The 22,719-nt window shown below is 71.5% G+C and carries 22 protein-coding genes; 5 read left to right on the top strand and 17 right to left on the bottom strand.

The features are described 5' to 3' along the window. The first annotated feature begins 114 nt into the window (after positions 1-114). Together ACIBB8_RS05025 and ACIBB8_RS05020 are read left to right on the top strand one after the other, a co-directional pair. A complete protein-coding gene (locus ACIBB8_RS05025) occupies positions 115-981 on the top strand; it encodes a diacylglycerol kinase (protein WP_398949034.1) in 867 nt (288 codons plus the stop codon). 140 nt (positions 982-1,121) lie between these two features. Then, on the top strand, positions 1,122-1,394 hold the full coding sequence (locus ACIBB8_RS05020; protein WP_398949033.1) for a DUF1876 domain-containing protein: 273 nt from the start codon (positions 1,122-1,124) through the stop codon (positions 1,392-1,394). 211 nt (positions 1,395-1,605) lie between these two features. Here ACIBB8_RS05020 and ACIBB8_RS05015 read toward each other — a convergent pair whose 3' ends face one another. Beyond that, entirely contained in the window at positions 1,606-2,139 is a 534-nt protein-coding gene (locus ACIBB8_RS05015; RefSeq protein WP_398949032.1) for a GbsR/MarR family transcriptional regulator, read from the bottom strand. A 112-nt stretch (positions 2,140-2,251) separates the two neighbouring features. Between ACIBB8_RS05015 and ACIBB8_RS05010 the strand changes: the two genes are divergently transcribed. Beyond that, positions 2,252-3,166, top strand: coding sequence for an ATP-binding cassette domain-containing protein (locus tag ACIBB8_RS05010; protein WP_398949031.1), 915 nt, complete (start codon positions 2,252-2,254; stop codon positions 3,164-3,166). Then, entirely contained in the window at positions 3,163-4,785 is a 1,623-nt protein-coding gene (locus ACIBB8_RS05005) for an ABC transporter permease (protein ID WP_398949030.1), read from the top strand. Before ACIBB8_RS05010 ends, ACIBB8_RS05005 begins: the two co-directional genes overlap by 4 nt. A 153-nt stretch (positions 4,786-4,938) precedes the next feature. Here ACIBB8_RS05005 and ACIBB8_RS05000 read toward each other — a convergent pair whose 3' ends face one another. The 16 genes from ACIBB8_RS05000 to ACIBB8_RS04925 form a co-directional block, all read right to left on the bottom strand. Continuing rightward, positions 4,939-6,168 carry a cytochrome P450 gene (locus tag ACIBB8_RS05000; protein WP_398949029.1) on the bottom strand — a complete coding sequence of 410 codons (1,230 nt, stop codon included), beginning with the start codon at positions 6,166-6,168 and terminating at the stop codon, positions 4,939-4,941. Positions 6,169-6,282: 114 nt separating this feature from the next. Further along, complete coding sequence (locus ACIBB8_RS04995; protein WP_366693978.1) at positions 6,283-6,945, bottom strand: response regulator transcription factor; 663 nt, start codon at positions 6,943-6,945, stop codon at positions 6,283-6,285. After that, positions 6,942-8,258 carry a sensor histidine kinase gene (locus tag ACIBB8_RS04990; RefSeq protein WP_398949028.1) on the bottom strand — a complete coding sequence of 439 codons (1,317 nt, stop codon included), beginning with the start codon at positions 8,256-8,258 and terminating at the stop codon, positions 6,942-6,944. The genes ACIBB8_RS04995 and ACIBB8_RS04990 overlap by 4 nt, the downstream gene beginning before the upstream one ends. Before the next feature lie 144 nt (positions 8,259-8,402). Next, entirely contained in the window at positions 8,403-9,278 is an 876-nt protein-coding gene (locus tag ACIBB8_RS04985) for an alpha/beta hydrolase family protein (protein ID WP_398949027.1), read from the bottom strand. A 109-nt stretch (positions 9,279-9,387) separates the two neighbouring features. After that, positions 9,388-10,602, bottom strand: a complete 1,215-nt coding sequence (gene kynU / locus ACIBB8_RS04980; RefSeq protein WP_398949026.1) for a kynureninase — start codon at positions 10,600-10,602, stop codon at positions 9,388-9,390. After that, positions 10,595-11,443 (bottom strand): tryptophan 2,3-dioxygenase family protein, encoded by an 849-nt coding sequence (locus ACIBB8_RS04975; RefSeq protein WP_398949025.1) that lies wholly within the window; start codon positions 11,441-11,443, stop codon positions 10,595-10,597. The genes kynU and ACIBB8_RS04975 overlap by 8 nt, the downstream gene beginning before the upstream one ends. 161 nt (positions 11,444-11,604) lie before the next feature. After that, the gene (locus ACIBB8_RS04970; protein WP_398949024.1) at positions 11,605-12,018 is read right to left on the bottom strand and encodes a DUF3151 domain-containing protein; all 414 of its coding nucleotides are present in this window, start codon (positions 12,016-12,018) and stop codon (positions 11,605-11,607) included. A gap of 57 nt (positions 12,019-12,075) precedes the next feature. Continuing rightward, positions 12,076-13,593, bottom strand: coding sequence for a DHA2 family efflux MFS transporter permease subunit (locus ACIBB8_RS04965; RefSeq protein WP_398949023.1), 1,518 nt, complete (start codon positions 13,591-13,593; stop codon positions 12,076-12,078). 87 nt (positions 13,594-13,680) lie between these two features. Then, on the bottom strand, positions 13,681-14,847 hold the full coding sequence (locus ACIBB8_RS04960; protein ID WP_398949022.1) for a MalY/PatB family protein: 1,167 nt from the start codon (positions 14,845-14,847) through the stop codon (positions 13,681-13,683). 88 nt (positions 14,848-14,935) lie between these two features. Then, a complete protein-coding gene (gene fbaA, locus ACIBB8_RS04955) occupies positions 14,936-15,958 on the bottom strand; it encodes a class II fructose-bisphosphate aldolase (protein ID WP_398949021.1) in 1,023 nt (340 codons plus the stop codon). Positions 15,959-16,171: 213 nt separating this feature from the next. Next, a complete protein-coding gene (gene pyrE / locus ACIBB8_RS04950; RefSeq protein ID WP_358857035.1) occupies positions 16,172-16,711 on the bottom strand; it encodes an orotate phosphoribosyltransferase in 540 nt (179 codons plus the stop codon). Between the two features lie 25 nt (positions 16,712-16,736). Next, positions 16,737-17,537: an aldose 1-epimerase gene (locus tag ACIBB8_RS04945; RefSeq protein WP_398949019.1), complete on the bottom strand. Its 801-nt coding sequence runs from the start codon at positions 17,535-17,537 to the stop codon at positions 16,737-16,739. Positions 17,538-17,558: 21 nt separating this feature from the next. Beyond that, positions 17,559-18,449 (bottom strand): SRPBCC domain-containing protein, encoded by an 891-nt coding sequence (locus ACIBB8_RS04940; protein WP_398949018.1) that lies wholly within the window; start codon positions 18,447-18,449, stop codon positions 17,559-17,561. A 122-nt stretch (positions 18,450-18,571) separates the two neighbouring features. Further along, positions 18,572-20,182 carry a polyamine aminopropyltransferase gene (locus ACIBB8_RS04935; RefSeq protein WP_398949016.1) on the bottom strand — a complete coding sequence of 537 codons (1,611 nt, stop codon included), beginning with the start codon at positions 20,180-20,182 and terminating at the stop codon, positions 18,572-18,574. 84 nt (positions 20,183-20,266) lie between these two features. After that, the gene (locus tag ACIBB8_RS04930) at positions 20,267-20,788 is read right to left on the bottom strand and encodes a DUF2617 family protein (protein ID WP_398949014.1); all 522 of its coding nucleotides are present in this window, start codon (positions 20,786-20,788) and stop codon (positions 20,267-20,269) included. Positions 20,789-21,094: 306 nt separating this feature from the next. Then, on the bottom strand, positions 21,095-21,391 hold the full coding sequence (locus ACIBB8_RS04925; protein WP_398949013.1) for a hypothetical protein: 297 nt from the start codon (positions 21,389-21,391) through the stop codon (positions 21,095-21,097). Positions 21,392-21,530: 139 nt separating this feature from the next. Between ACIBB8_RS04925 and ACIBB8_RS04920 the strand changes: the two genes are divergently transcribed. After that, positions 21,531-22,700 (top strand): pyridoxal phosphate-dependent aminotransferase, encoded by a 1,170-nt coding sequence (locus tag ACIBB8_RS04920; RefSeq protein ID WP_398949012.1) that lies wholly within the window; start codon positions 21,531-21,533, stop codon positions 22,698-22,700. Positions 22,701-22,719 lie beyond the last annotated feature (19 nt).

Here is a 22,719-nt window from a genome sequence, read left to right as displayed (position 1 = left end):
ACGATGTACGACGAAGCCTGAACCGTCGAACCGGTTGCCCCGGAATAGACGAAGCCCCTGGCGCAATAGCGCAAGGGGCTCTTGCACCAAGATGCTACCCGAGGAAGGACCGAGGTGTCGGCTGCCCAGCCCCCCGGCAACGGTACGCACCAGCTGCTGGTGGTCATCGACCCGGTCGCCCGCCGGACCGACGGCGAGTCCGTCCGGATCGCGAAGGACGTGCTGAGCGCCGGTTCGCACGCCAAGATCTGCCTCCCGGACAGTCCGGAGGAGTTCGCGCGGGCCTTGTCCCGCCGGGGCACCAGGCGGCCGGTGGTCGTCGGCGACGACCGGTCGCTGCTGCGCGCCGTGACCCTCCTGCACCGGGAACGGGAGCTGGCCGGTGCAGCGCTCTCACTGGTCCCGGTGGGTGCCGCGGCCGCGCTGGAACTCGCGCATTCGCTCGGCGTGCCCCTGGGCGCGGTGGCCGCGGCACGCGCGGCACTGGACGGGGTGGTGCGCCGGCTCGACCTGCTGGTCGACGACAGCGACGGTGTCGTCCTGGGCGCCCTGCGCATCCCCGCCCTGTCCGCGGTACCGGGGACGGCGGCGGCGCACACGGGCGTCACGGCGGTCTGGGACACCTGCCGCTCTCTCGTACGGACCCTGGTCCGCCCCGCCCCGTCGCCGGCCACGCCCGTCCCGCCCCGCACCCATCGGCTGCGGGTCGAGGTGGACGGGTTGCTGCTGAACGATCTGGACCGGCCGGTCGAATCGGTGACGGTGAGCCCGCAGTGCGGTGAGGGGGGCCTGGCGGACGTGGTGGTCCGGACGACGGCCGGCGAACCGGTGACCGCGGAGGCGAAGGCGGTCACGGTCTCCGGCGCGGACTTCCGCTACCGGGCGGACATACAGGTCGGCGGCCCAGTGCGGACGCGGACGTGGACGGTGCGGGCGGGCGCGTGGGGGCTGATGCTGCCGGTGGCGGCGCAGAACGCATGATCCCCGCGGCGGGGGCGCGCACGTGAGGGTTCAGGGGACGTGTCGCACCTGCCGCGACCTGCACGCGACCGGCCCCCAGCACACCGAGCGCGGGCGCGGAAAGAGGCGCACCCTGGTAGCAGGTCCTGGAGGTGTTCGCCATGATGAAAACCGCTGTCGGATGGCACGTCGATCTGGAATTCGAGGAAGACGACCACCGCACCCGCGCCGCCGCGCTCGTACGGCTTCCCGACGGGAACGAGGTACGTGCGCACGGATACGCCAGCCGCCACCCCTCCGACGCCCAACAGCCGAGGGTCGGCGAGGAGATCGCGGGTGCCAGAGCACTGAACGAACTCGCCATGAACCTGCTGACCAAGGCGCACGACGAGATCGACCAGGCGTCCGGCCGGACGTCGCACCCGCTGACCTGAGCCCGTTCCGAGCCGAGGCCCAGGACCCGGTGTCCCGGGCCTCCTGTCCGAGGGCTGTCCCGTATTCCCCGGAGGGCGCACAGCGAGAGCTGCGGCGCCTCGCCGCGTTGCCGGAACACCCGAATACGCCGGGTACGATGCCGCGCCTCCGCCCTGTGATGCACCGCATCCGACGCCAGGCGCCGATCCGCCGGGGACTGCGCGACAGCCCTCAGCTCTTTCGTTCCGGGAGGCCCAACTGCTTGCGGCGGTCGCGCCAGCGGTCCATCACGCCGGCCAGTTCCGCCTGCAGGAACTCGAAGAACTCCGCAGTCTCCGCGAGCCGCGCACCGGCGGGCGTGTCCGGGCCGAGGGTCTGAGCGCCCTCCTTGAGGGTGTGCTCCCAGCGGGTCATGACCCGGTCGCGGCTGGTGAAGGTGGCGTACCAGATCTCGTTGTGCAGGCGGTAGCGGTCCCTGCGCGAGCCCGGGTCGCGTTCGCGGCCGACCATGCTGACCTGCGTGAGGTAGTTGATCGCCCCGGAGACCGCGGCCGGGCTGATCCGAAGCTGCTCGCTGAGTTCCGCCGAGGTCATGGAGCCGTCGTCGTCCGCGAGCAGCGCCGCGAAGACGCGGGACGCCATCCGCTGCATGCCCGCCTCGGTCATCTCGGCCGCGAAGCGCTCCACGAACCGCGACACGGCCTCCTCGTCGCGCTCGGGCTCCGGCCCGCGCTCACGCCCGTCCGCGCCGGTTTCGCTGCTCATCGTCTCATCGTCTCCCCTGATTTTCGTGCGGGTTCCCCGGCCCCGACGCACCCCCGACTTTATACAGTTCCTTAACTTCACAACTTTGTGAAAATAGCGTACGTTCAGAAACATGACGAAGGCAATCGCCGTGGCCGGACTGCACAAGTCGTTCGGGCGGACACACGCGCTGGACGGCCTCGACCTCGCGGTCGAGACCGGCGAGGTTCACGGCTTCCTCGGGCCCAACGGTTCCGGGAAGTCCACCACCATCCGGGTCCTGCTGGGCCTGCTGCGGGCCGACTCCGGCGCTGTCCAGTTGCTCGGCCGGGACCCCTGGAACGACGCGGTCGAGCTGCACCGGCGGGTGGCATACGTCCCTGGTGACGTCACCCTGTGGCGCAACCTCTCCGGCGGCGAGGTGATCGACCTGTACGGCCGGCTGCGCGGAGGCCTCGACCCGGCCCGCCGGGCCGACCTCATCGAGCGGTACGAACTCGACCCCACCAAAAAGGGGCGAACCTACTCCAAGGGCAACCGGCAGAAGGTCGCCCTCGTCGCCGCGTTCGCCTCCGACGTGGATCTGCTGATCCTCGACGAGCCGACCAGCGGGCTCGACCCGCTCATGGAAGAGGTCTTCCAGAGCTGCGTCGCCGAGGAGCGCGAGCGCGGACGGACGATCCTGCTCTCCAGCCACATCCTCAGCGAGGTCGAGGCGCTCTGCGACCGGGTGAGCATCATCCGGCAGGGACGCACGGTGGAGACCGGTTCCCTGGCGGACATGCGGCACCTGACCCGCACGAGCATCACCGCCGAACTGGCCGGCGCGCCCAACGGGCTCGCGCACCTGCCCGGCGTGCACGGCATCGACATCCAGGGCATGCGGGTCACGCTCCAGGTCGACACGGACAAGCTCGACGCCGTCCTCAGGTCGCTGACCGCGTCCGGCGTACGGTCACTGACCAGCACCCCGCCCACGCTGGAGGAACTCTTCCTGCGGCACTACGCCGCGGACACCGGCGAACGCGCGGGGGTGACGGCGCGATGACTGCCGTGACCGTGCCCGCGACCCGTGCCGGACGCCCCGCCCGGGGCGGGCAGCTCACCGGCACCGGAACCCTGCTCAGGCTCGCGCTGCGACGCGACCGGATCATGATGCCGATCTGGGTGATCGTGCTCGGCGGATCGTTCTCCTCCGTCGGGAAGTCCTTCTCCTCGCTGTACGACACCGCGGCCCAGCGCGCCGAACTCGCCGCATCGATGAACGGCAACAGTTCGCTGCGCGCGGTGTACGGACCCGTCTTCGACGACTCCGTCGGCGGGCTCGTCACCTGGCGCCTGGCCGGCTTCGGCGCCGCGATGGCAGCCGTGATGAGCCTGATCATCGTCATCCGGCACACCCGCGAGGAGGAGGAGACCGGCCGCCAGGAAATGCTCTCCTCCGCAATGGTGGGGCGCCGCGCCCCGCTGACCTCCGCCCTCCTCGCCGCGTTCGTCGCCAACACCGCGCTCGCCCTGATGATCGCCGCCGGGATGGCCGGGTCCGGAGCGGGCGGCGCCGGGGCGGTGGCGCTCGCCCTGACGGTCGCCGGAATCGGGGCGCTGTTCGCCTGCACCGCGGCGATCGCCGCCCAGCTCACGGAGAGTGCACGGCTCGCGAAGGGGCTGACGGCGGCGGTGATCGGCGCCGCGTTCGTCCTGAAGGCGGCGGGCGACTCGTCGACGGACGACGCCTCATCCGTACTGAACTGGCTCTCGCCGATCGGCTGGGCGGAGAACGTCCGGGCCTACGCCGACGAACGGTGGTGGGTGCTGCTGGTGATCGGCGCGGCAGTGCTGATCCAGGGCGGGATCGCGTACACCCTGGCCGGGCGGCGCGATATCGGCATGAGCTTCCTGCCGCCCCGCCCCGGACCCGCGACAGGGCGGATCTCCACGGCGTTCGGGCTGGCACTGCGGCTGCAGCGCGGCGCTCTGATCGGGTGGACGCTGTCGTTCGCCGCGGCCGGCGCCGTCTTCGGCGGGCTCACCGAGGGGGCGGCAGACCTCGTCGGCACCAACGAGAAGACGAAGGAAATCTTCGAGCGGATGGGCGGACAGGCCGGTCTGACCGACGCGTTCCTCGCCGCGATGGTCGGGATGCTGGGGATGGTGGCCGCGCTGTACATCGTCGCGTCGGTGCTGCGGCTGCACGGCGAGGAAACCGCGGGGCGCGCCGAACCCGTGCTGGCGGGCGGGGTGAGCCGGATCGGCTGGGCGGCCGGACACCTGGTCATCGCCTTCGGCGGCGCGGCACTGATCATGGCGGTCGGCGGCCTCGGCCTGGCCGCCGGCTACGGCCACGAACTCCCGGCCGTACTGGGCGCGTCGCTGGCGCAGCTGCCCGCCGTCTGGCTGCTCGGAGGACTCGCCGTCCTGCTGTACGGCGCGCTCCCGAAGGCAGCGGTGGCCTCGTGGGGCGTCGTCGGGATCTGCCTGGCACTGGGGTGGATCGGGCCGGCGGTGAACATGCCGCAGCCGGTGATGAACCTGTCACCGTTCAGCCACCTGCCGAAGCTGCCGGGCACGGAGATGCAGTGGCCGCCGGCGCTGTGGCTCACGGCGGGCGCGGCGGTCCTGGTGGCGGCGGGACTGGGAGCGCTCCGGAGGCGGGACGTGCAGGGGTGACCGGCTGACCGTTCCTGCTCCCCGATCGCCGGACGGACTGGGTGCTCAAGCCCGTCCGGCGGTCCCCCATGGCCCTGAGCGATGGGGAAGATCGAGGGCACCGCCTGCCCGCAGCCGCTCTGCGGACCGGGGTGCTGAGAGGAACGCTTCCGGTCACAGCTCCACGCGCAGCTCCTTCAGGCCCCTGATCACGTAGCCCGGGTTCCACTCCGGCTCGGCCGCCAGCCGCATCCGGGGCACCCGGCGCAGCAACTCACCGAAGGACGCAGCGAGTTCGACCCGGGCAAGTGGCGCACCCAGACAGAAGTGGATGCCCGCACCGAAGGTGATGTGCGGGTTCTCCTGCCGGGACAGGTCCAGCGCGTCCGGGTCCGCGAAGCGCGCCGGGTCGCGGTTGGCGGAGCCGAAGAGCAGGGCCACCTCGGAGCCGCGCGGAATGACCGTGCCGTCGATCTCGATGTCGTCGAGGACCCAGCGCTCGAACATCTGCAACGGAGTGTCGTACCGCATCAACTCCTCCACGGCCGTGGGCAGCAGCCCGTGGTCGGCGCGGAGGGCCGCCAGCTGCTCGGGGTGACGCAGCAGCGTCCACCAGCCGTTCACGGTGGTGTTGACCGTCGCCTCGTGGCCCGCGTTCAGCAGCAGCACACACGTGGAGATCATCTCCTGCTCGCTGAGCCGCTCCCCTTCGTCGTGCGCGGCGATGAGCGCGGAGATCAGATCCGTACCAGGGTTCTTGCGGCGCTCCGCGATCAGCTCCCGCAGGTACGCGGAGAAGTCCACCGAGGCGCGGACGGCGGCGCTCGCGGTCTCCTCGGACGGGTTCAGTTCGAACATTCCGCAGATCGCCGCCGACCAGGGCCGCAACAGCCCGCGGTCGGACTCGGGGATGCCGAGCATCTCGGCGATGACGGCGACGGGCAGCGGTTCGGCGACCGCGGCGAGCAGGTCGCCGCCGCCCGCCTCCACAAAGCTGTCGACCAGCTCGGCGGCGAGCCGCCGCACCGTCGGGACGAGCTGCTCGACCGTACGCGGGGTGAACGCCTTCGAGACCAGGCGCCGGATCCGGGTGTGGTCGGGAGCCTCCAGGTCGAGGATCCCCTGCCCGTTGAGGGTGGTGAAGGGCTCGTGCGCGGCGGGCGGCGGCGTACGGCCGAACTCCTCGTGCGTGAAGCGGTGCAGATACGTCCGGCCCAGGCGCCGGTCCCGCAGCAGCGCGGACACATCGGCGTAGTGCGGAACGAGCCACTGGTTCGTGGGCTCGAACCGGTGCACCCGGCCGCCGGCCCGCAGCGCGGCGTACGCGGGGTACGGGTCGGCGACGAACGCCGGTGACCAGGGGTCGAACGAAGCGGTGGCGGCGGGCTGCGGAGAGTGGTGCATGGTCCGACGCTATCCGGACCGGTCGGTTTACGGCCACGGCAGGGCGCCGGGAGCCCACTCCCTGCCGTGGGGAGGCCGTTTGGTCACGGGCGGCCCTCAAGGGGAGCAGGACGGTCAGGAGGGGGTGACCAGGCGGGCCTCGTACGCGAACACCGCGGCCTGCGTGCGGTCCCGCAGCCCGAGCTTCACCAGGATCCGGCTCACGTGCGTCTTGATGGTGGACTCGGCGACCACCAGATGCGAGGCGATCTCTGCGTTCGACAGCCCCTGCGCGATGAGGACGAGCACCTCCGTCTCGCGCTCCGTCAGATCGCCGATCTGAGCCGGCGTGGGTGACCGCGGGGCTCCGGCGAGCCGCGAGAACTCGGTGATCAGCCGCTTGGTGACGGTCGGCGCCAGAAGCGCTTCCCCGGCCGCCACCACCCGTACACCATCGGCGAGCTGGCGCGCGGAGGCGTCCTTCAGCAGGAAGCCGGACGCCCCGGCACGCAGCGCCTGGTACACGTACTCGTCGAGGTCGAATGTGGTCAGCACCAGCACCTTGGCAGCCGCGTCGTTGGCGACGATCTCGCGGGTCGCCTCGATGCCGTTGAGCTCTGGCATCCGGATGTCCATCAGGACCACGTCGGGCCGGAGCGCCGCGGCCTGGGCGATGGCCTGCCGGCCGTCGACCGCCTCGCCGACGACCTCGATGCCCGGCATCGCGCCCAGGAGCACTGAGAAACCCTCGCGGACCATCATCTGGTCGTCGACGATCAGGACACGTATGTCGTTCATGAGGTCTCGCTCTGCGCCGGTACCTGGGCCAGGGGTACGGGGATGAACACGGTGATCTCGTAACCGCCGTCCGCGGCCGGCTCGGCGGTCATCTCGCCGTTCAGCATCGCGACCCGTTCCCGCATCCCCGTGATCCCGTGCCCGGCGCCCTGCGACGGTTTCACCGGACCGGTCGGCGGACCGTTGACGACTCGCAGCCCGAGCCCGCCCAGCACATAGCCGATCTCGACCTTGGCCGTGGCGCCCGGGGCATGCCGCAGCGTGTTGCTCAGGGCTTCCTGGATGATCCGGTACGCCGACAGCTCGACGCCCTGCGGCAGTTCACGTGCCGCGCCGGTGATCGTCTTCTCGGCCACCAGGCCGGCCTCGGCCACGTTGGCGAGCAGTCCGTCAAGTTCGGCGAGGGTGGGCTGGGGCGCGTCCGGTGCCTGGTAGTCCTCGGCCCGTACGACACCGAGAACCCGGCGCAGTTCGGTGAGGGCGGCGACGGCGTTCTCCCGGATCGTGAGGAAGGCCTGCTCCAGCTCGGGGGGCGGGTTCTCCACCCGGTACGGGGCCGCCTCGGCCTGGATCGCGACGACCGACATGTGGTGGGCGACCACGTCGTGCAGCTCACGGGCGATGGTGGTGCGCTCCTCCAGCAGCGTGCGCCGGTCGCGTTCCACGGCGGTGACGGTGCGCTGCACGGTCACCTCGCGCTCCGCTTCCCGGCGGGTCTGCACGACGGTCACCACGAGCAGCGCGAACGCGGAGGTCACGGCCATGGGCGCGGTGGTCGGGAAGGGGTGCCCGCCGATGTTCGCCATGACGAAGCCGAGCAACACGGTCAGAACCCACATCCAGGCCGCGGTACGGGGCCGGGTCCGGGCGGCGACCACGACGAGCACCACCAGATGGGCGAGGAACATGCTCGGCACCCACGGCCAGCCCTCGTCGCCGAAGGTGGCTGACACCGGAGTGAGCGCCATCGACATCCAGAACGCGCCGACCGGCCGAACCAGGGTCATCACGACGGGTACCGCCGGAAGCAGCCCGGTCATGATGATCTCGATCCCGGACCAGGTCCCGGCGCCGTCCGCCCTGGCGAGGCCGATGAGGACCGTGATCAGCGCGGCCAGCCCGACCAGCGCGTGTGGCGTCCACCTGGCCCGCGCGCGCATCCCCTCGGACAGCAGCCGGGTCGCCCGGCCGGTCCGCATCGGCGGCAGCGAGCGGTAGGCGAACGCATCATGGAAGAGGTCCTGCCGCAGGCCGCCTATCGCCCCTGCGGCCAGCCGGAACTCGGGACTTCTGTTCTTGGTGGTCTCGGTCACGCCCTCACGTTAGGCGGCCCGGTGCGGGACGTCGTCAGCAGTGATACGGATCCTGCGGCGTCCGTCGCAAGGACTACTCGGACCCACCCGGGCGGACCGGTCGCGGCTGGGACCGCCGCCACCGGACGGCCCCGGGACCACCGGTCACCACGCCAGCTGCGCAATCTCCTCCGCCACCACCGCACACGCATCCGCCGCCGGATCGATCAACGGGAAGTGCCCGACATCCTCCAGCAGCGTCAGCCCCACCGTCTCGCCCGCCTTCGCCGCCGCATCGACGAACGCCTCCGCGACCGCCTGCGGCACCGTGAGGTCGGTGCGCCCCTGCACCAGCGCCGTGGCGATTCCCGTCGGCAGCAGCACAGCCGGGTCGGCGAACGGGCTCCTGGCCGCGAAGTCCTCTTCCGTTCCGAGCAGTTGACCCACCGCACCGGAGCAGACATCCAGCTCCACCGCCGTGGTGAAGTCGGCGATCGGCGCCAGGGCGACAACGCCGCGCAGCGGCGGCGCCGCGGGCAGCCGCCACGGCGACCCTTCCGGGAGCACGTGCCGGGCCGCTGCCCACAACGCCAGGTGACCGCCCGCGGAGTGACCGGTGACGACAATCCGCCGCGCATCGGCCTCCGGCAGTTCACGGGCCAGCAGTGCGGGCAACGCGTCCATCGCCGCGGCGACGTCGTCGAACGTCTCGGGCCAACGGCCCGCGACCGGACCGGAACCGCGCTGCTGCGGGATCTCGCTGCCGCGCCGGTACTCGACATTGGCGACGGCGAACCCGCGCCGGGCCAGGAAGTCCGCGAGCGGCGACACATGCTGCCGGTCGTACGGCGCCCGCCACGCACCGCCGTGCAGGAGGACCACGACCGGCGCCCCGGCCCGCCCGTCCCGCGGGGCGTAGAAGTCGATCACCTGGTCGGGGTGGTCGCCGTAGGCGGCGGTGGCGTCGGGGGCGACAGCCGGATGCGAGAACGCCGACTCGATCTCGACTGCGTCCCGATCACGCGCGGCGGAATCCGACATGCTGCTCCAACCATCCGACAGAGGTGCCCAACTGGCCTGACCAGCGGGGACGGTATCAGCACGGGGCACCGCGCCCCCACGGGGATTGACCGTGGGGACGCGGCAGGCGTCACACCCCGCCGAGCGGCCCGCTCACCACCTCACCCAGCACCCGCGCAGCCCGCTCCACATCCGCGAACCCCACGTACAACGGCGTGAACCCGAACCGCAGCACATCCGGCCGCCGCAGATCCCCGACCACGCCCCGGGCGATGAGCGCACGCATCGCCGGCTCGGCGACCGCCGGGTCCACACACCGCAACGACACCTGGCTGCCGCGCTCCCCGTGCGCCCCCGGGGTGACCGGGACGACCACACCCTCCGGCACATACGCCCCGACGCACTCCAGGAAGAAGTCCGTCAGCGCCAGCGACTTGGCCCGTACCGCCTCGACCGGCACCCCGTCCCACACGTCCAGCGCCGCTTCGAGCGCCAGCATGGACAGAATGTCAGGGGTCCCGACCCGGCCACGCACAGAACCGTCCGCCGGAGCGTAGCCCGGCGCCATCGCGAACGGGTCGGCGTGCGAGGTCCACCCCGGCAGCGGCGAGTCGAAGGCCGCCTGGTGCCGCTCGGCGACGTACAGATAGGCGGGCGAACCGGGCCCGCCGTTGAGGTACTTGTACGTGCAGCCGACCGCCAGGTCCACCCCGTGCTCGTCGAGCCCGACCGGCAGCGCGCCCGCGCTGTGGCACAGGTCCCAGACCGCGAGCCCGCCCGCCGCGTGCACGGCGGCGGTGAGACCGGGCAGGTCGTGCAGCCGGCCGGTACGGAAGTCGACGTGGTTGAGCAGGACGACCGCGGTACGCGGACCGACCGCACCCGGCACGTCCGCCGGAGCGACGGGGACGAGCTGGTGCCCGGTCATCCGGGCGGCGGACTCGGCGATGTAGCCGTCCGTGGGAAACGTCGTCGCGTCGACCAGGATCTCGTCGCGTCCCTCCGGCGCCAGCCTGCTCGCGGCGACGACCGCCTTGAAGACGTTCACGCTCGTCGAATCGCCCACCACGATCTGGCCGGCGGCGGCCCCGACGAGCGGGGCGATCCGGTCGCCGATCCGCTCGGGCGCGGTCCACCAGCCGCTCTCGTCCCAGGACCGGATGCGCAGTTCACCCCACTCGCGGGTGAGGACCTCCTGCATCCGGGCGGGTACGTGCCGGGGCAGCGCCCCCAGCGAGTTGCCGTCGAGATAGACGGTGTCGTCGAGGGTGAACAGCTTCCGAAGATCGGCGAGTTCGTCGGCGGCGTCGAGTGCCGCGGCCCGTGCGGCGAAGGTCTCAGACATGGCTGCGCGCCGTCCAGAGCTCGGGGAACACGTTCTTCGTGGCGCGTTTCTCCAGCCACGCGACCCCGGCGGAGCCGCCGGTGCCGGTCTTCGAGCCCATCGCGCGCCGGGTGGCGATGAGGTGGTCGTTGCGCCAGCGCCACACCAGTTCACCGACGTCGGTGAGCGCCTCGCCGAGCCGGACCAGCTCGTCGTGCCGCTCGGGATCGGCGTAGATCTCCGCCCAGACGGACTCGACCTCGGGGGACGGCTCGTACTTCTGCGTCAGGTCCCGGCCGAGCACGGCCTGCGGTACGGCGTGCCCGCGCCGGGCGAGCAGGGCGAGCACCTCGTCGTACAGACCCGGTTCGGCGAGCGCCTTCTCGAGTTCGGCGTGGACGCGGGGTGCACCCCGGTGCGGTACGAGCATGGACGCGGACTTGTCGCCGAGCAGGAACTCCATCCGCCGGTACATCGCCGACTGGAAGCCGGAGCCCTCGCCGAGTGCGCCACGGTAGGAGTTGAACTGGGCGGGGGTGAGCTGGGCGAGCGGCGTCCAGGACGCGTTGAGCGCCTCGAGTTCCCGTACCGACCGCTTCAGCGCATCGCGTGCGACCGGCAGCCGGTCCTCGCGCAGGGCGTGCGCCGCGGTCTCCCACTCATGGACGATGACCGTGAACCACAGCTCCATGACCTGGGTGGTGACCAGGAAGACCATCTCGCCCGGATCGTCGGAGCGAAGGTGCTGAAGGTGGGTCAGGACATCCGCCTGGACATAGTCCTCGTACGGAGTCGTGCCCGCGAAGTCCAGGTGCGGGGTGTCCGCACCGGTGGCTTCGGGGTCGGGGTGGATCGTCGACATCGCTGTCTCCTCGACACGAGCTTCCGGGTAGCGGTCCGCCCCTTCCGTGAGGTGGTGGAGCTCCGGTCCCCTGTCCGCATCTTAAGCGGAGCCCCGCGAACGGCGCAGGCCCCGCAGACGGCGATACGCCTGCGAGGCCGTGAACAGGGCGTATGCGCCTGCTATCCCAGGATCTCGGCGGCGGTCGGCGACGAGTCGCGGAGGAACGCCGAGCAGCGCTCGTACTCCTCCTGCTCACCGATCGCCTGCGCGGCGCGCGCCAGGGCGTGCAGGGCGCGCAGGAAACCGCGGTTCGGTTCGTGCTCGAACGGTACGGGCCCGTGGCCCTTCCAGCCGGCCCTGCGGAGCGCGTCGAGCCCGCGGTGGTAGCCGGTGCGGGCGTAGGCGTACGACTCGATGACGCGGCCGCCCTCGAACGCCTCGTCGGCGAGCTGCGCCCAGGCCAGCGAGGAGGTCGGGTACTTCGCGGCGACGTCGGCGGGGGCGGTGCCGTTCGCGAGCAGCTCGCGCGGCTCCGGGTCGTCGGGCAGGTGGGTCGGGGGAGGCCCCCCGAGCAGGTTCTCGTGGATGGACATGGGTTCAAGTGTGCCTGGCACATGCGCGTCGGGGGTAGCCCGGGCGCCCCCGAGCGGTCAGGCCCGGCCCGGGTCCTCGTTCTCGTCCCGCGCGGGCTCCAGGGGAGGTGCCGCGAAACCGCAGTGCACGGTGCATTCGGGACGCGCCTTGCTCTTCCGGGCCGCGGGCGGTGTCCGTACGGTCGCCCAGGCGATCACCGCGCCCAGCACCATGAGCCCGGCACACATCGGCATGGCCCGCCGGAAGGTCGCGGCGAACTCAGCGGCGTCGCGGTACGCCTCCGGCCCCATACCGGCGAGCAGCGGCAGTGCGGCCACGGCGATCAGGCCGGCGGCGCGGGCGGCGGCGTTGTTGATCCCGCTGGCCAGCCCGGCGCGCGCGGTGTCGACGGAGGCGAGGACCGTCGCGGTGAGCGGCGCCACCAGGGTGACCAGGCCGAGGCCGAGCACGGCGACGGCAGGCAGCACGTGCTGTACGTACGCGGAGACGGTGGCGTCGCCGGGCCCCACCCGCAGCATGAGCAGCATCCCGGCGGCGGCGAGCAGCGGCCCGACAGTGAGCGGGATACGGGGGCCGATGCGCTGCCCCAGCTCACCCGACGAAGCGGAGAAGAGCAGCATCAGAACCGTGGTCGGAAGGAGCGCGGTTCCGGCGCCGAGGGCGGAGTACCCGGCCACGACCTGGAGCTGAATTGCGGCAAGGAAGAAATAACCGCCGAGCGCCGCGTACACGCAGAGCGTGACGATATTGACGGCGGTGAACTGGCGGGACTCGAACACCGACGGCGGCAGCATGGGGTTCGCCCGCCGCCGCTCCACCTGCACGAACGCCACTCCGAGCAGCACTCCGCCCACGGCCGCCCCGATCACAGCAGCAGACGCCCCCTGCCTGGGAGCCTCGATCAACGCGTACGTCACCAGGGCCAGAGTCAGCGCGCCGAGCACGGCCCCCAGAACATCGAAGCGCCCGTGCGCCTGCGGGTCCCGCGACTCCGGTACGTGCCGCAGCGCGACCGGCACACAGATCGCGGCGACCGGCGCATTGATCAGAAACACCCACCGCCACCCCGGCCCGTCGACGAGCCACCCCCCGACGAACGGCCCGATCGCGGCCCCCACCCCGCCGAAGCCGGACCACAGCCCGACCGCGCGCGCCCGGTCGTCCGGGTGAAAACTGGCCTGGATCAACGCCAGCGACCCGGGCGTGAGGAGCGCCCCGCCCACCCCTTGAAGAGCCCGGGCCGCAATCAGCACGACAGCATTCGGCGCGACGCCGCACAGCAGCGAGGCGGTGGCGAACCACACCACCCCCACGACGAACACCCGCTTGCGCCCGTACCGGTCCCCGAGCGCCCCACCGAGCAGGATCAGCCCGGCAAGGGTCAGCAGGTAGGCGTTGACGGTCCACTGGAGAGCGGCGAGATCGGTGCCGAGGTCCTTGCCGATGCGGGGCAGGGCGACATTGACGACGGTGGAGTCGACCATGGCCATGGCGGACCCGAGGACGGTGGTCAGAACGACCCAGCGCCCGGGTGCGGAGGCGGCACGGATCTGACCGGCAGGTGTCTCGCCCATGCGAGCAGCATCCCCGGTCCGGGGGGAGGTGGCCAGTCCTGGGCGCGCACCTGCCGGACAGGGCGCCCTGCGCCCGCACCGCCAGGATCAGCGCACCGCCCCCAGCGCCCTGATCAGCGCCTCGACGCCGGCCTCCACCTTGCTGCGCGGGCAGCCCACGTTCAGACGCAGGAAGCCCTCCGCGCCGTACACCTCGCCCGGCATGATCGCGACCTTCTCGCGTTCGATCAGCGCCCGCTGCAGCGCCTCGTCGTCCACACCCAGCGGGCGCAAGTCGATCCACGCCAGGTACCCGGCCTGCGGCGGTTCCCAGGACAGTTCGGGAAAGGCCGTGTTCAGGCGTTCCGCGACCCGTGCCAGGTTGTCGCGGACGTACGCCCGGACCGCGTCCAGCCACTCCCCGCCCTCCCGGTACGCGGCTATGTGCGCGGTCAGCGACAGGACCGCCGGAGAGGCGAGCCCCTCGGCCGTCTCCATGCGCCGCAGGAACTCCGTCCGGTCCGTCGGGTCGCCGATGATGCCGTACGAGCCGGTCAGCGCCGGGAAGTTGAAGGACTTCGAAGCGGACGAGATCACCGCCCAGCGGCCCCCGCCCGCGCCCGCCACGCGCGCCCACGGCACATGCCGACGGCCCTCGTGCACGAAGTCCGCGTGGATCTCGTCGCTGATCACCGCGACCCCGTGGCGCGCCGCCAGCGCCGCCGTCTCGACGAGCTCCGGCTCCGTCCACACCCGGCCGGTCGGGTTGTGCGGCGAGCACAGCACCAGCACCTTCGCGTCGGGGCGCGCCAGCTCCCGCTCCAGCGCCTCCGTGTCGCCCACCGGCACGCCTCGCAGCTCCCGGCCGAGACCGGTGATCGCCTTGCGGAAACCGTCGTACGTGGGGGTGTGGACGACGACGCCGTCGCCCTCGGCCGTCCACATCTGGAGAAGCTGCGAGAGCTGGCTGAGCACCGACGGGGCGTAGACCAGCCGGCCGGTGTCCAGCTCGGTGCCGTACCGGGTCCCGTACCAGTGCGCTATCGCCGACCGGAAGTCGTCCTGCTGCCAGCTGGTGTAGCCGAGGACGCCGTGGTCGAGGCGGGTCCGCAGCGCGGTCAGCACCTCCGGGGCGGTCTCGAAGTCCATGTCGGAGATGGTGAACGGGAGGAGCCCGTCGACCCCGAACCGGTCGGCGACTCCGTCCCACTGGACAGACCAGGTGCCCCTGCGGTCGACGACGGTGTCGAAGTCATAGCGTGCGCTCGCCTGCACAAGTACTCCTTCTGCTCGTTCGCGGACGTGCCATGGGCCCGGCACCCCCAAGGAGTACCGGGCCCATGGCCGCTGTTCGTGCCTGCTGCTACTTCAGCTTCGTGCCGGTGGACCGCAGGTTGGCGCAGGCCTCCGTGACGCGCTTGGCCATGCCCGCCTCGGCGGACTTGCCCCAGCTGCGCGGGTCGTAGACCTTCTTGTTGCCGACCTCGCCGTCGACCTTAAGCACACCGTCGTAGTTGCGGAACACGTGGTCCACGATCGGGCGGGTGAAGGCGTACTGGGTGTCGGTGTCGAGGTTCATCTTCACGACGCCGTTCTCCAGCGCGGTGGCGATCTCCTGCTCGGTGGAGCCGGAGCCGCCGTGGAAGACGAAGTCGAACGGGGAGGACTTGCCGTACTTGGCGCCGACGCCCTCCTGGAGGTCCTTCAGCAGCTCGGGACGGAGCACGACGTTGCCCGGCTTGTAGACGCCGTGCACGTTGCCGAAGGACGCGGCCAGCAGGTAGCGACCCTTCTCGCCCAGACCGAGCGCCTCGGCGGTACGCAGCGCGTCGTCGACGGTGGTGTACAGCTCGTCGTTGATCTCGTGCGTGACGCCGTCCTCCTCGCCACCGGTCGGGGTGATCTCGACCTCAAGAATGATCTTGGCGGCGGCGGCCTTGGCCAGCAGCTCCTGGCCGATGGCCAGGTTGTCGCTGAGGGTCTCGGCCGAACCGTCCCACATGTGGGACTGGAACAGCGGGTTCAGGCCCTTGGCGACGCGCTCGGCGGAGATGTCGAGCAGCGGACGCACGTAGCCGTCCAGCTTGTCCTTGGGGCAGTGATCGGTGTGCAGCGCGACCGAGATGTCGTACTTGGCGGCGACGATGTGCGCGAACTCGGCGAGGGCAACGGCGCCCGTCACCATGTCCTTGTTGTGCTGGCCGCCCAGGAACTCCGCCCCACCGGTGGAGATCTGGACGATGCCGTCGCTCTCCGCCTCCGCGAAGCCGCGCAGTGCAGCGTGCAGGGTCTGGGTCGACGTCACATTGATGGCCGGGTAGGCGAACTTGCCAGCCTTCGCCCGGTCGAGCATCTCAGCGTAGACCTCGGGGGTTGCGATGGGCATCTGTCCGCTCCTTGGGATGTGCGGGTGTGCTGTGCTGGTTCCCTGACCTGGGGGCGACGTCATCGTCGCCCCCATCCTCCCAGACTCTCGCTCCGGCTCCACCTGGCGGACTCCCCCAACGTTCGGGCCGGGCCGCAGGAGGCATACGACGAGGGCGGACGGTTTCACGTGAAACCGTCCGCCCTCGAAGAACAACGCAGGTCAGGCCGGTGATCAGGCCAGGCCGAGGTCCGACACCGTGTAGGCGTGGACGTACGGGAGACCCGCCTCGGCGATAGCCGGAGCCGCACCCCGCTCCACGATCGTGGCGACGGCGACGACCTCGCCACCGGCCTCGCGTACCGCCTCCACAGCCGTCAGCGGCGAACCGCCGGTCGTCGAGGTGTCCTCGACCACCAGGCAGCGGCGGCCCTTCACGTCCGTGCCCTCGATCCGGCGCTGCATCCCGTGCGCCTTCTGCGCCTTGCGGACGACGAACGCGTCCATCCGCTCCCCGCGCGCGGCGGCCGCGTGCAGCATCGACGTGGCGACCGGGTCGGCGCCCAGGGTCAGGCCGCCCACGCAGTCGTAGTCGAGCTCGGCGGTCGCGTCCAGCATGACCTGACCGACCATCGGAGCAGCCTCGCCATCCAGCGTGATGCGGCGCAGGTCGATGTACCAGTCGGCCTCAAGGCCCGAGGAAAGGGTCACCTTGCCGTGCACCACGGCCTTGTCCTTGATCTGCTGGAGCAGGTCAGCGTGTACGTCAGTCATGCCTACGAGCTTAAGGCCGCCCACCTCAGAGCCTGCGCCAGCTCCAGGTCGCCACGATCTCCAGCGGGTCGATCGGGGTGACATAGCGCGGCGAGGTGTTCAGTCCGTTCGGCGGACCCGACTGCGGTTCCACACAGACCGCCTCGTGCTGCTCGTCGTAGACGACGACCCACTCGGTCCGGCTCTTCACCTTCAGTTCCAGTTGCTGCGGCCAGGTGAGCGTCACGTCGACCCCGTCGGGCATCCCGAAGCAGTCGTCCCACGGGCCGGGCAGCGGCGGGATCCGGCGGCCGGTCGGCAGATGGTTCTCGCCCCGCTCCTCCTGCCAGGCGGCGTCGAAGCCGATCTGCACGTCGTCGCCGCCGGTTCCGAGGTTGCGCAGGAACCAGGGGTGCCAGCCGGCCTGTGCGGGGAACGAGTCGCCGTACGTCTCGATGCCGAACGCGAGCGTGAGCGAATCCTCGGCCAGTTCGAAGGTCTGGGTGACCCGGCCCGGATACGGCCACGGCTCGGCCAGGTCGTAGTAGAACGCGGCCTCGGTCCCACCCTCCTTCGCCGTGAGCCACGCGGTGTCACGGCCAGTGCCGTGAATGGCGTGCGGCGGGGAGTTCAGCGGCAGCTGATGGGGCACATCGCCGTTGTAGAACCGGCCGTTCTCGGTTCGCCCGCACCACGGCACCATGGGGAAACAGCCGTACCGCTCCCCCTGCCGCAGCAGTTCGGTGCCCCCGATCCGGAGGCTGCTGATGCGGCAGCCGTTGGCGGGGTCCACGGTCAATTCGGTGTCGCCGACGGACAGCCGGACGTCCTTCTCGCTCCTGCTCACACGACGACATTACTGGCGCCGCTACCTCCGCCGCCGCCGCAGCGCCCGGCCGACGACGACCGCGGAGGCGAGCGCGAGGGCGGCCGCCGGGGCCACCCAGCGCAGGGTGGCGCCCGCGGTGGTCGACTCGGGCGACGGCACGGGGGCGTACCGGCCGCGCGGCGGCGCGTGGTCGACCTCCTCGGCGCTGCGCCCGATCATGGTCCGGCGCGCGTGCGCGGCCTCGGCGGGCGGGCCCTCGGGGACGGGGAACCCCATGTCCGCGGAGTCGTCGAGCGAGGGCGGCGGCACCGGCGCCTCGAAAACCGGGCCGGTGCCGGAGGGCGCCTCGGCAGGGGGCGTGCCGTCGGCCGGCGCCTCGACGGAGGGTGTCTCCTCGGACGGCGATTCGCCGGACGGTCCCTCGTCGGACGGTGCGGAGGCGGCGGGCGCTCCGCCGGGCGCCGCCTCCTCGGGCTCGGCGCCCGCGCCGTGCGTCGCCAGTGTCTCGGTCACCAGCTGCTGCGTGAAGCGGTCCAGCAGCCGGTACGCCGCCGCCAGCGCCGCGTCGGGTTCCAGCTCCACGATGCGGCCCTCGCCGCCCGCCGTGCCCGTGAACCCGATCGTCGTACCGCCGTCCGTCTCCGTCAGGCGGATCGTCAGGCCGAGCTTCGCCGAGCCGGTGCCCCGCGCCTCCACGCCCTCACCGGTGACGGAAACCCCTGCCTCGTCCGGCAGCGCGGTCGGGGTCAGCGTGCCGCGGTATGTGATCGTGTGGCCGCCGATCCGGACCTTGAGCCGGCCGGCCAGCGGGCCTGCGGACACGTCGGCGTCCTGCTGGAGGCCCGGCACGCAGCGCGCGACACGGGCGGAGTCGCGCAGCGTCCGCAGCAGGGACGGGACCGGAACCGGAACGAACACCTCATGCTCCATGGAAACCGAGCCTACTCAGGCACGGCCGCCCCGTCAGCGCTTCCGCACCCGGAAGAGCCGGGATCTCCCCCGGGGGGCGACACGCCGCCGATCCTCCGGACCGGACGTGCCCGCGCGCGCCCTCACGGCTCCTCCCAGTACCGCGGATGCACGAGCGTCGACGGCGCCTGACCCCGCAGCCGTCGGCCCTCCGCGTACCGGGCCGCCCGCGCCAGTTCCCCTGCTGTGAGGAACCGGAGTTTCGGCGGACGTGGCGGCAGGTGAAGGGCCGGAGGTCTCACGCCCGGGCGGGCGAGGACGAAGCCCCAGTCGGGGCGGCCCTGCGCAGCGCCCGTCGTGCGGTCCGGGCCCGCCGCGAAGCCGGAGAGACGCCCGCTGACGCGGTACGGGCGGGTCCGCAGGCCGGCCGCTCTCATGGACGCCTCGACCGTCCAGAACGTCCGGGGCCGGACGACGGGCGGGCCCGCGTGCACCACCAGCCGTCCGCCCGGCGCGAGGGCTTCGGTGACCAGACCGTAGAACTCCGCCGAGTACAGCTTCGTGCTCGCCGTGATCCCGGGGTCCGGCAGGTCGGAGATCACCACGTCGTAGCCGCCGTGCGACGCCTCCCGCAGCCAGGTGAACGCGTCCGCGGTGACGGCGGTCAGCCGCGGATCGCGGTACGCGTGCGCGTTCAGCGCGGAGAGTGCGGGGTCGGTACGGGCCAGTCGGGTGACGCCGCGGTCCAGCTCGACGACCGTGACGCTCCGTACGTCCGGGTAGCGCAGCACCTCGCGGGCGGCCAGGCCGTCGCCGCCGCCCAGGATCAGCACCCGGGCATGGCGCCCGTTCATCGCCGGATGGACCAGCGCCTCGTGGTACCGGTACTCGTCACGGGCGCTGACCCGCAGCCGCCCGTCCAGGAAAAGGTCCAGGGAACCGCGACCGGCCCCGGTGAGGACGACCTCCTGCACGTCGGTCTGTACGGCGACCCGCACCTCGTCCCCGTACACCGCGCGCCGGGCCACCCGCTCGAAGTCGCCGACAAACACCGTGGCGGCGGCCAGCAGGGCGATCACCGTCACGTTGGCGACGATCAGCAGCCACCGGGACCACCGGGTCAGGTCCCGCCGGAACACCCACAGCACCAGCGCCCCGCCCGCCGCCGCGTTGACCGTGCCGGTGAGCAGCGCCCCGGTGAGCTGGCCGAGGTCCGGCAGCAGGAAGAAGGGGAACGCCAGCCCGCCGGCCAGCGCACCCACGTAGTCGGCGGCGAACAGGTCCGCGACCGCCCCGCCCGCGTCCTGCCGGTCGACGCGCTGGATCAGCGTCATCAGCAGGGGGATCTCCGCGCCGATCAGGATGCCTATGGCGAGCGAGAACCCGACCAGCGCGAAACGTGACTCCCCCATCCACGCGAACGACGCGTGGAGCACGAGCGCCGAGCAGCCGCCGATCAGTGCGAGACCCGCCTCGATCAGCCCGAAACCCACGGCGGCATGGCTGCGTAAACGTTTCGCGAGCAGCGAGCCGACCCCCATCGCGAAGACCATCACGGAGAGCACAACGGATGTCTGGGTGACGGAATCGCCGGTCAAGTAGGAGGCGAGGGCAACCAGTTCGAGTTCGTAGACCAGCCCGCAGGCGGCGCAGACGAAGACTGTGGCCAGCACGAGGAACCGACCGGTCTGCGGTCGTACGGGAAGACGCGGCGCACCTCCTCGCAACGACACCTGCACCTGCTGGTCGATCATGATGCGAACGCTACGTCACGATGGCGTCGCCGCCTGTCACCCACAAGGGTGCAAGTGCCGTGCGCGCAACCGAGTTGAGGCGATTCAGGGCGCCGTCACCGGCATCCGCGCTCCCACCCGGGTGCGGGTCACCACCAACTGCCCCTCCTGCGGGTACGCGTGCCAGGTGCGCCACCGGACCTGGCCCTCCGACCGCTGCGCGAGCATGGCGGTGAAGGCGTGCGGGCTGCCGGGGAACGTACCTGCGAGGCCGTGCGGATGGTCGGTCACCAGCGCGAGGAGCTCCTGCGCACGCCCGGCGAAGGAGCCCGCGGAGAGCGTCTCGACGCGCGCCGCGAATTCGTACTCCCAGTCACCGAGCCGTTTGGCGACGCCGAGCGGCAGCGGCGGGGAGCTGCCGGGGATACAGGCGACCGTTTCGGAACACGTACCGCCGTCCTCTTCGAGAAGCACCTGGTGGGAGGCGCCGAGCAGACGCAGCTGCAGTTGGGCCCCGTCGAGCTCGAGGTCGAGCACGGCCAGGGCTGGGAGCGGTTCACGCCCCAGCGCCCAGGCCAGGTCGGCAGCACGGGTGTCGGAATAGGCCGTCTGGAGGGTCGTGAGCATGGGTCGGCTCCGCAAAACACGCATGGACACATGGACAGGGGACGCCCCCGTAACGACGCACGTGGGAGGTGGGGAACGCCCGATCAGGTCCAACTGGGGTCCGAGGGCTGAATGTTCTCTCCAACGAGGGAATCACGAAGTACGCAGCGTCCACAGCGTTTTTGCCCAACTTGACGCGGTTTCCATCCCCTCGGGGGCCCCACGGTTCAACTGTTCACCGCACACGCCCTGCGCGGCCCAACAAAAAGGTGCCCGGCGGGAGTTCACCCGTCGGGCACCTTCACCAAGCGGACCAGCTGCCCCGTGTCAGCTGCCTCCGCCGCATCCGCCCCCGCCACCACACGAAGAACCGCCGCCGCACGAGGAGCCTCCGCCGCACGCGTGTCCGCCGGAGTGGCCGCCGCTTCCGCAGGACGAACCACCGCCGTCGCCGCCCGCCCACCAGCCGCCACCGGCGGCCGCACCACTGGCCGAGCCACCGCCCGCGCGGCGCCGCCCGCTGCGCACCCGGCCCGACCTCCGGTTGGCCGCCACCGCCAGCAGCAGCACCACGACGAACCCGACGGCCACGACCCCGATCAGCACATCAGGAGAAATCCTCATCGACCTCACGTCCCTTCCGTCCCCCCGAAGCGAGGTCACCCGCTTCACACCGCTTATCGCGTGAGTGGGGGATGCCCTCGGACCCGCAGAGCCAAAGCGGACTTGAGCAACTCCAGAGCTTCGGCCCAGGATGGCGGGCATGACACAGGGACGACCGCTGCTCAACCGCCGCCTCGCCGAGTTCGGCACGACGATCTTCGCGGAGATGTCGGCGCTGGCCGTGCGGACCGGCTCCATCAACCTCGGCCAGGGCTTCCCCGACACCGACGGCCCCGAAGAGATCCGCGAGGCCGCCGTACGGGCCCTGCGGGACGGGAAGGGCAACCAGTACCCGCCCGGCCCGGGCATCCCTGAACTGCGATCCGCCATCTCCGAACACCAGCAGCGCTTCTACGGCCTCCCCTTCGACCCTGACACCGAGGTCCTGGTCACCGCCGGCGCCACCGAGGCCATCGCCGCCGCGATGCTCGCGCTGCTGGAGCCTGGTGACGAGGTCATCGCCTTCGAACCTTTCTACGACTCCTACGCCGCCTGCATCGCCATGGCTGGCGCGACCCGCGTCCCCCTCACCCTGCGCGCCCCGTCCTTCCGCCCCGACCTGGACGAACTCCGCGCCAAGATCACCCCGCGCACCCGCATCCTGCTCCTCAACACCCCCCACAACCCGACCGGCATGGTCCTCACCGCCGAAGAGCAGACCGCCATCGCCACACTCGCCGTCGAACACGACCTGCTCGTTGTCACCGACGAGGTGTACGAGCACCTTGTCTACGAAGGCACGCACCGCCCCATCGCGGCGCTGCCCGGGATGCGCGAGCGCACGGTCACCATCGGCTCGTCGGGCAAGACCTTCTCCTTCACCGGATGGAAGGTCGGCTGGGTCACGGCGAACGGCCCGCTCGTATCCGCCGTCCGGGCAGCCAAGCAGTACCTGACGTACGTCTCCGCGGGCCCCTTCCAGTACGCGATCGCCGAGGCGCTGCGCCTGCCGGACTCCTACTTCGACAACTTCCGCACCGAGCTCCGCCGCAAGCGCGACCTGCTCGGCGACGGCCTGCGCGCGGCTGGGTTCGAGGTCTACCAGCCCCAAGGCACGTACTTCATCACCACCGACATCACCCCCTTCGGCGAGAAGGACGCCTACGCTTTCTGCCGCGCACTCCCCGAACGCTGCGGCGTCGTCGCCATCCCCAACTCCGTCTTCTACGACGCCCCGGACGCCGGCCGCAGCCAGGTGCGTTTCGCCTTCTGCAAGAAGGACGACGTTCTCGACGAGGCCAGCAGCCGCCTGCGACGCCTCACGTCCTGAGCCGACTCCGGCGGAGCCC

The sequence above is a fragment of the Streptomyces sp. NPDC051286 genome, from assembly GCF_044455345.1.
Taxonomy (GTDB): Bacteria; Actinomycetota; Actinomycetes; order Streptomycetales; family Streptomycetaceae; genus Streptomyces.
The sequence above is the reverse complement of the archived record's forward strand: the minus strand, read 5'-3'. Positions and strand labels throughout refer to the sequence as shown.

Coding starts and splice junctions, on each gene's coding strand:
- ACIBB8_RS05020 (WP_398949033.1), top strand. CDS start 1,122: ATGATGAAAACCGCTGTCGGATGGCACGTCGATCTGGAATTCGAGGAA.
- ACIBB8_RS05015 (WP_398949032.1), bottom strand. CDS start 2,139: ATGAGCAGCGAAACCGGCGCGGACGGGCGTGAGCGCGGGCCGGAGCCC.
- ACIBB8_RS04930 (WP_398949014.1), bottom strand. CDS start 20,788: ATGCTCACGACCCTCCAGACGGCCTATTCCGACACCCGTGCTGCCGAC.
- ACIBB8_RS04920 (WP_398949012.1), top strand. CDS start 21,531: ATGACACAGGGACGACCGCTGCTCAACCGCCGCCTCGCCGAGTTCGGC.
- ACIBB8_RS04925 (WP_398949013.1), bottom strand. CDS start 21,391: ATGAGGATTTCTCCTGATGTGCTGATCGGGGTCGTGGCCGTCGGGTTC.
- ACIBB8_RS05005 (WP_398949030.1), top strand. CDS start 3,163: ATGACTGCCGTGACCGTGCCCGCGACCCGTGCCGGACGCCCCGCCCGG.
- ACIBB8_RS04975 (WP_398949025.1), bottom strand. CDS start 11,443: ATGTCGACGATCCACCCCGACCCCGAAGCCACCGGTGCGGACACCCCG.
- ACIBB8_RS04935 (WP_398949016.1), bottom strand. CDS start 20,182: ATGATCGACCAGCAGGTGCAGGTGTCGTTGCGAGGAGGTGCGCCGCGT.
- ACIBB8_RS04965 (WP_398949023.1), bottom strand. CDS start 13,593: ATGGGCGAGACACCTGCCGGTCAGATCCGTGCCGCCTCCGCACCCGGG.
- pyrE (WP_358857035.1), bottom strand. CDS start 16,711: ATGACTGACGTACACGCTGACCTGCTCCAGCAGATCAAGGACAAGGCC.
- ACIBB8_RS04995 (WP_366693978.1), bottom strand. CDS start 6,945: ATGAACGACATACGTGTCCTGATCGTCGACGACCAGATGATGGTCCGC.
- fbaA (WP_398949021.1), bottom strand. CDS start 15,958: ATGCCCATCGCAACCCCCGAGGTCTACGCTGAGATGCTCGACCGGGCG.
- ACIBB8_RS04940 (WP_398949018.1), bottom strand. CDS start 18,449: ATGGAGCATGAGGTGTTCGTTCCGGTTCCGGTCCCGTCCCTGCTGCGG.
- ACIBB8_RS04985 (WP_398949027.1), bottom strand. CDS start 9,278: ATGTCGGATTCCGCCGCGCGTGATCGGGACGCAGTCGAGATCGAGTCG.
- ACIBB8_RS04970 (WP_398949024.1), bottom strand. CDS start 12,018: ATGTCCATCCACGAGAACCTGCTCGGGGGGCCTCCCCCGACCCACCTG.
- ACIBB8_RS05000 (WP_398949029.1), bottom strand. CDS start 6,168: ATGCACCACTCTCCGCAGCCCGCCGCCACCGCTTCGTTCGACCCCTGG.
- kynU (WP_398949026.1), bottom strand. CDS start 10,602: ATGTCTGAGACCTTCGCCGCACGGGCCGCGGCACTCGACGCCGCCGAC.
- ACIBB8_RS05010 (WP_398949031.1), top strand. CDS start 2,252: ATGACGAAGGCAATCGCCGTGGCCGGACTGCACAAGTCGTTCGGGCGG.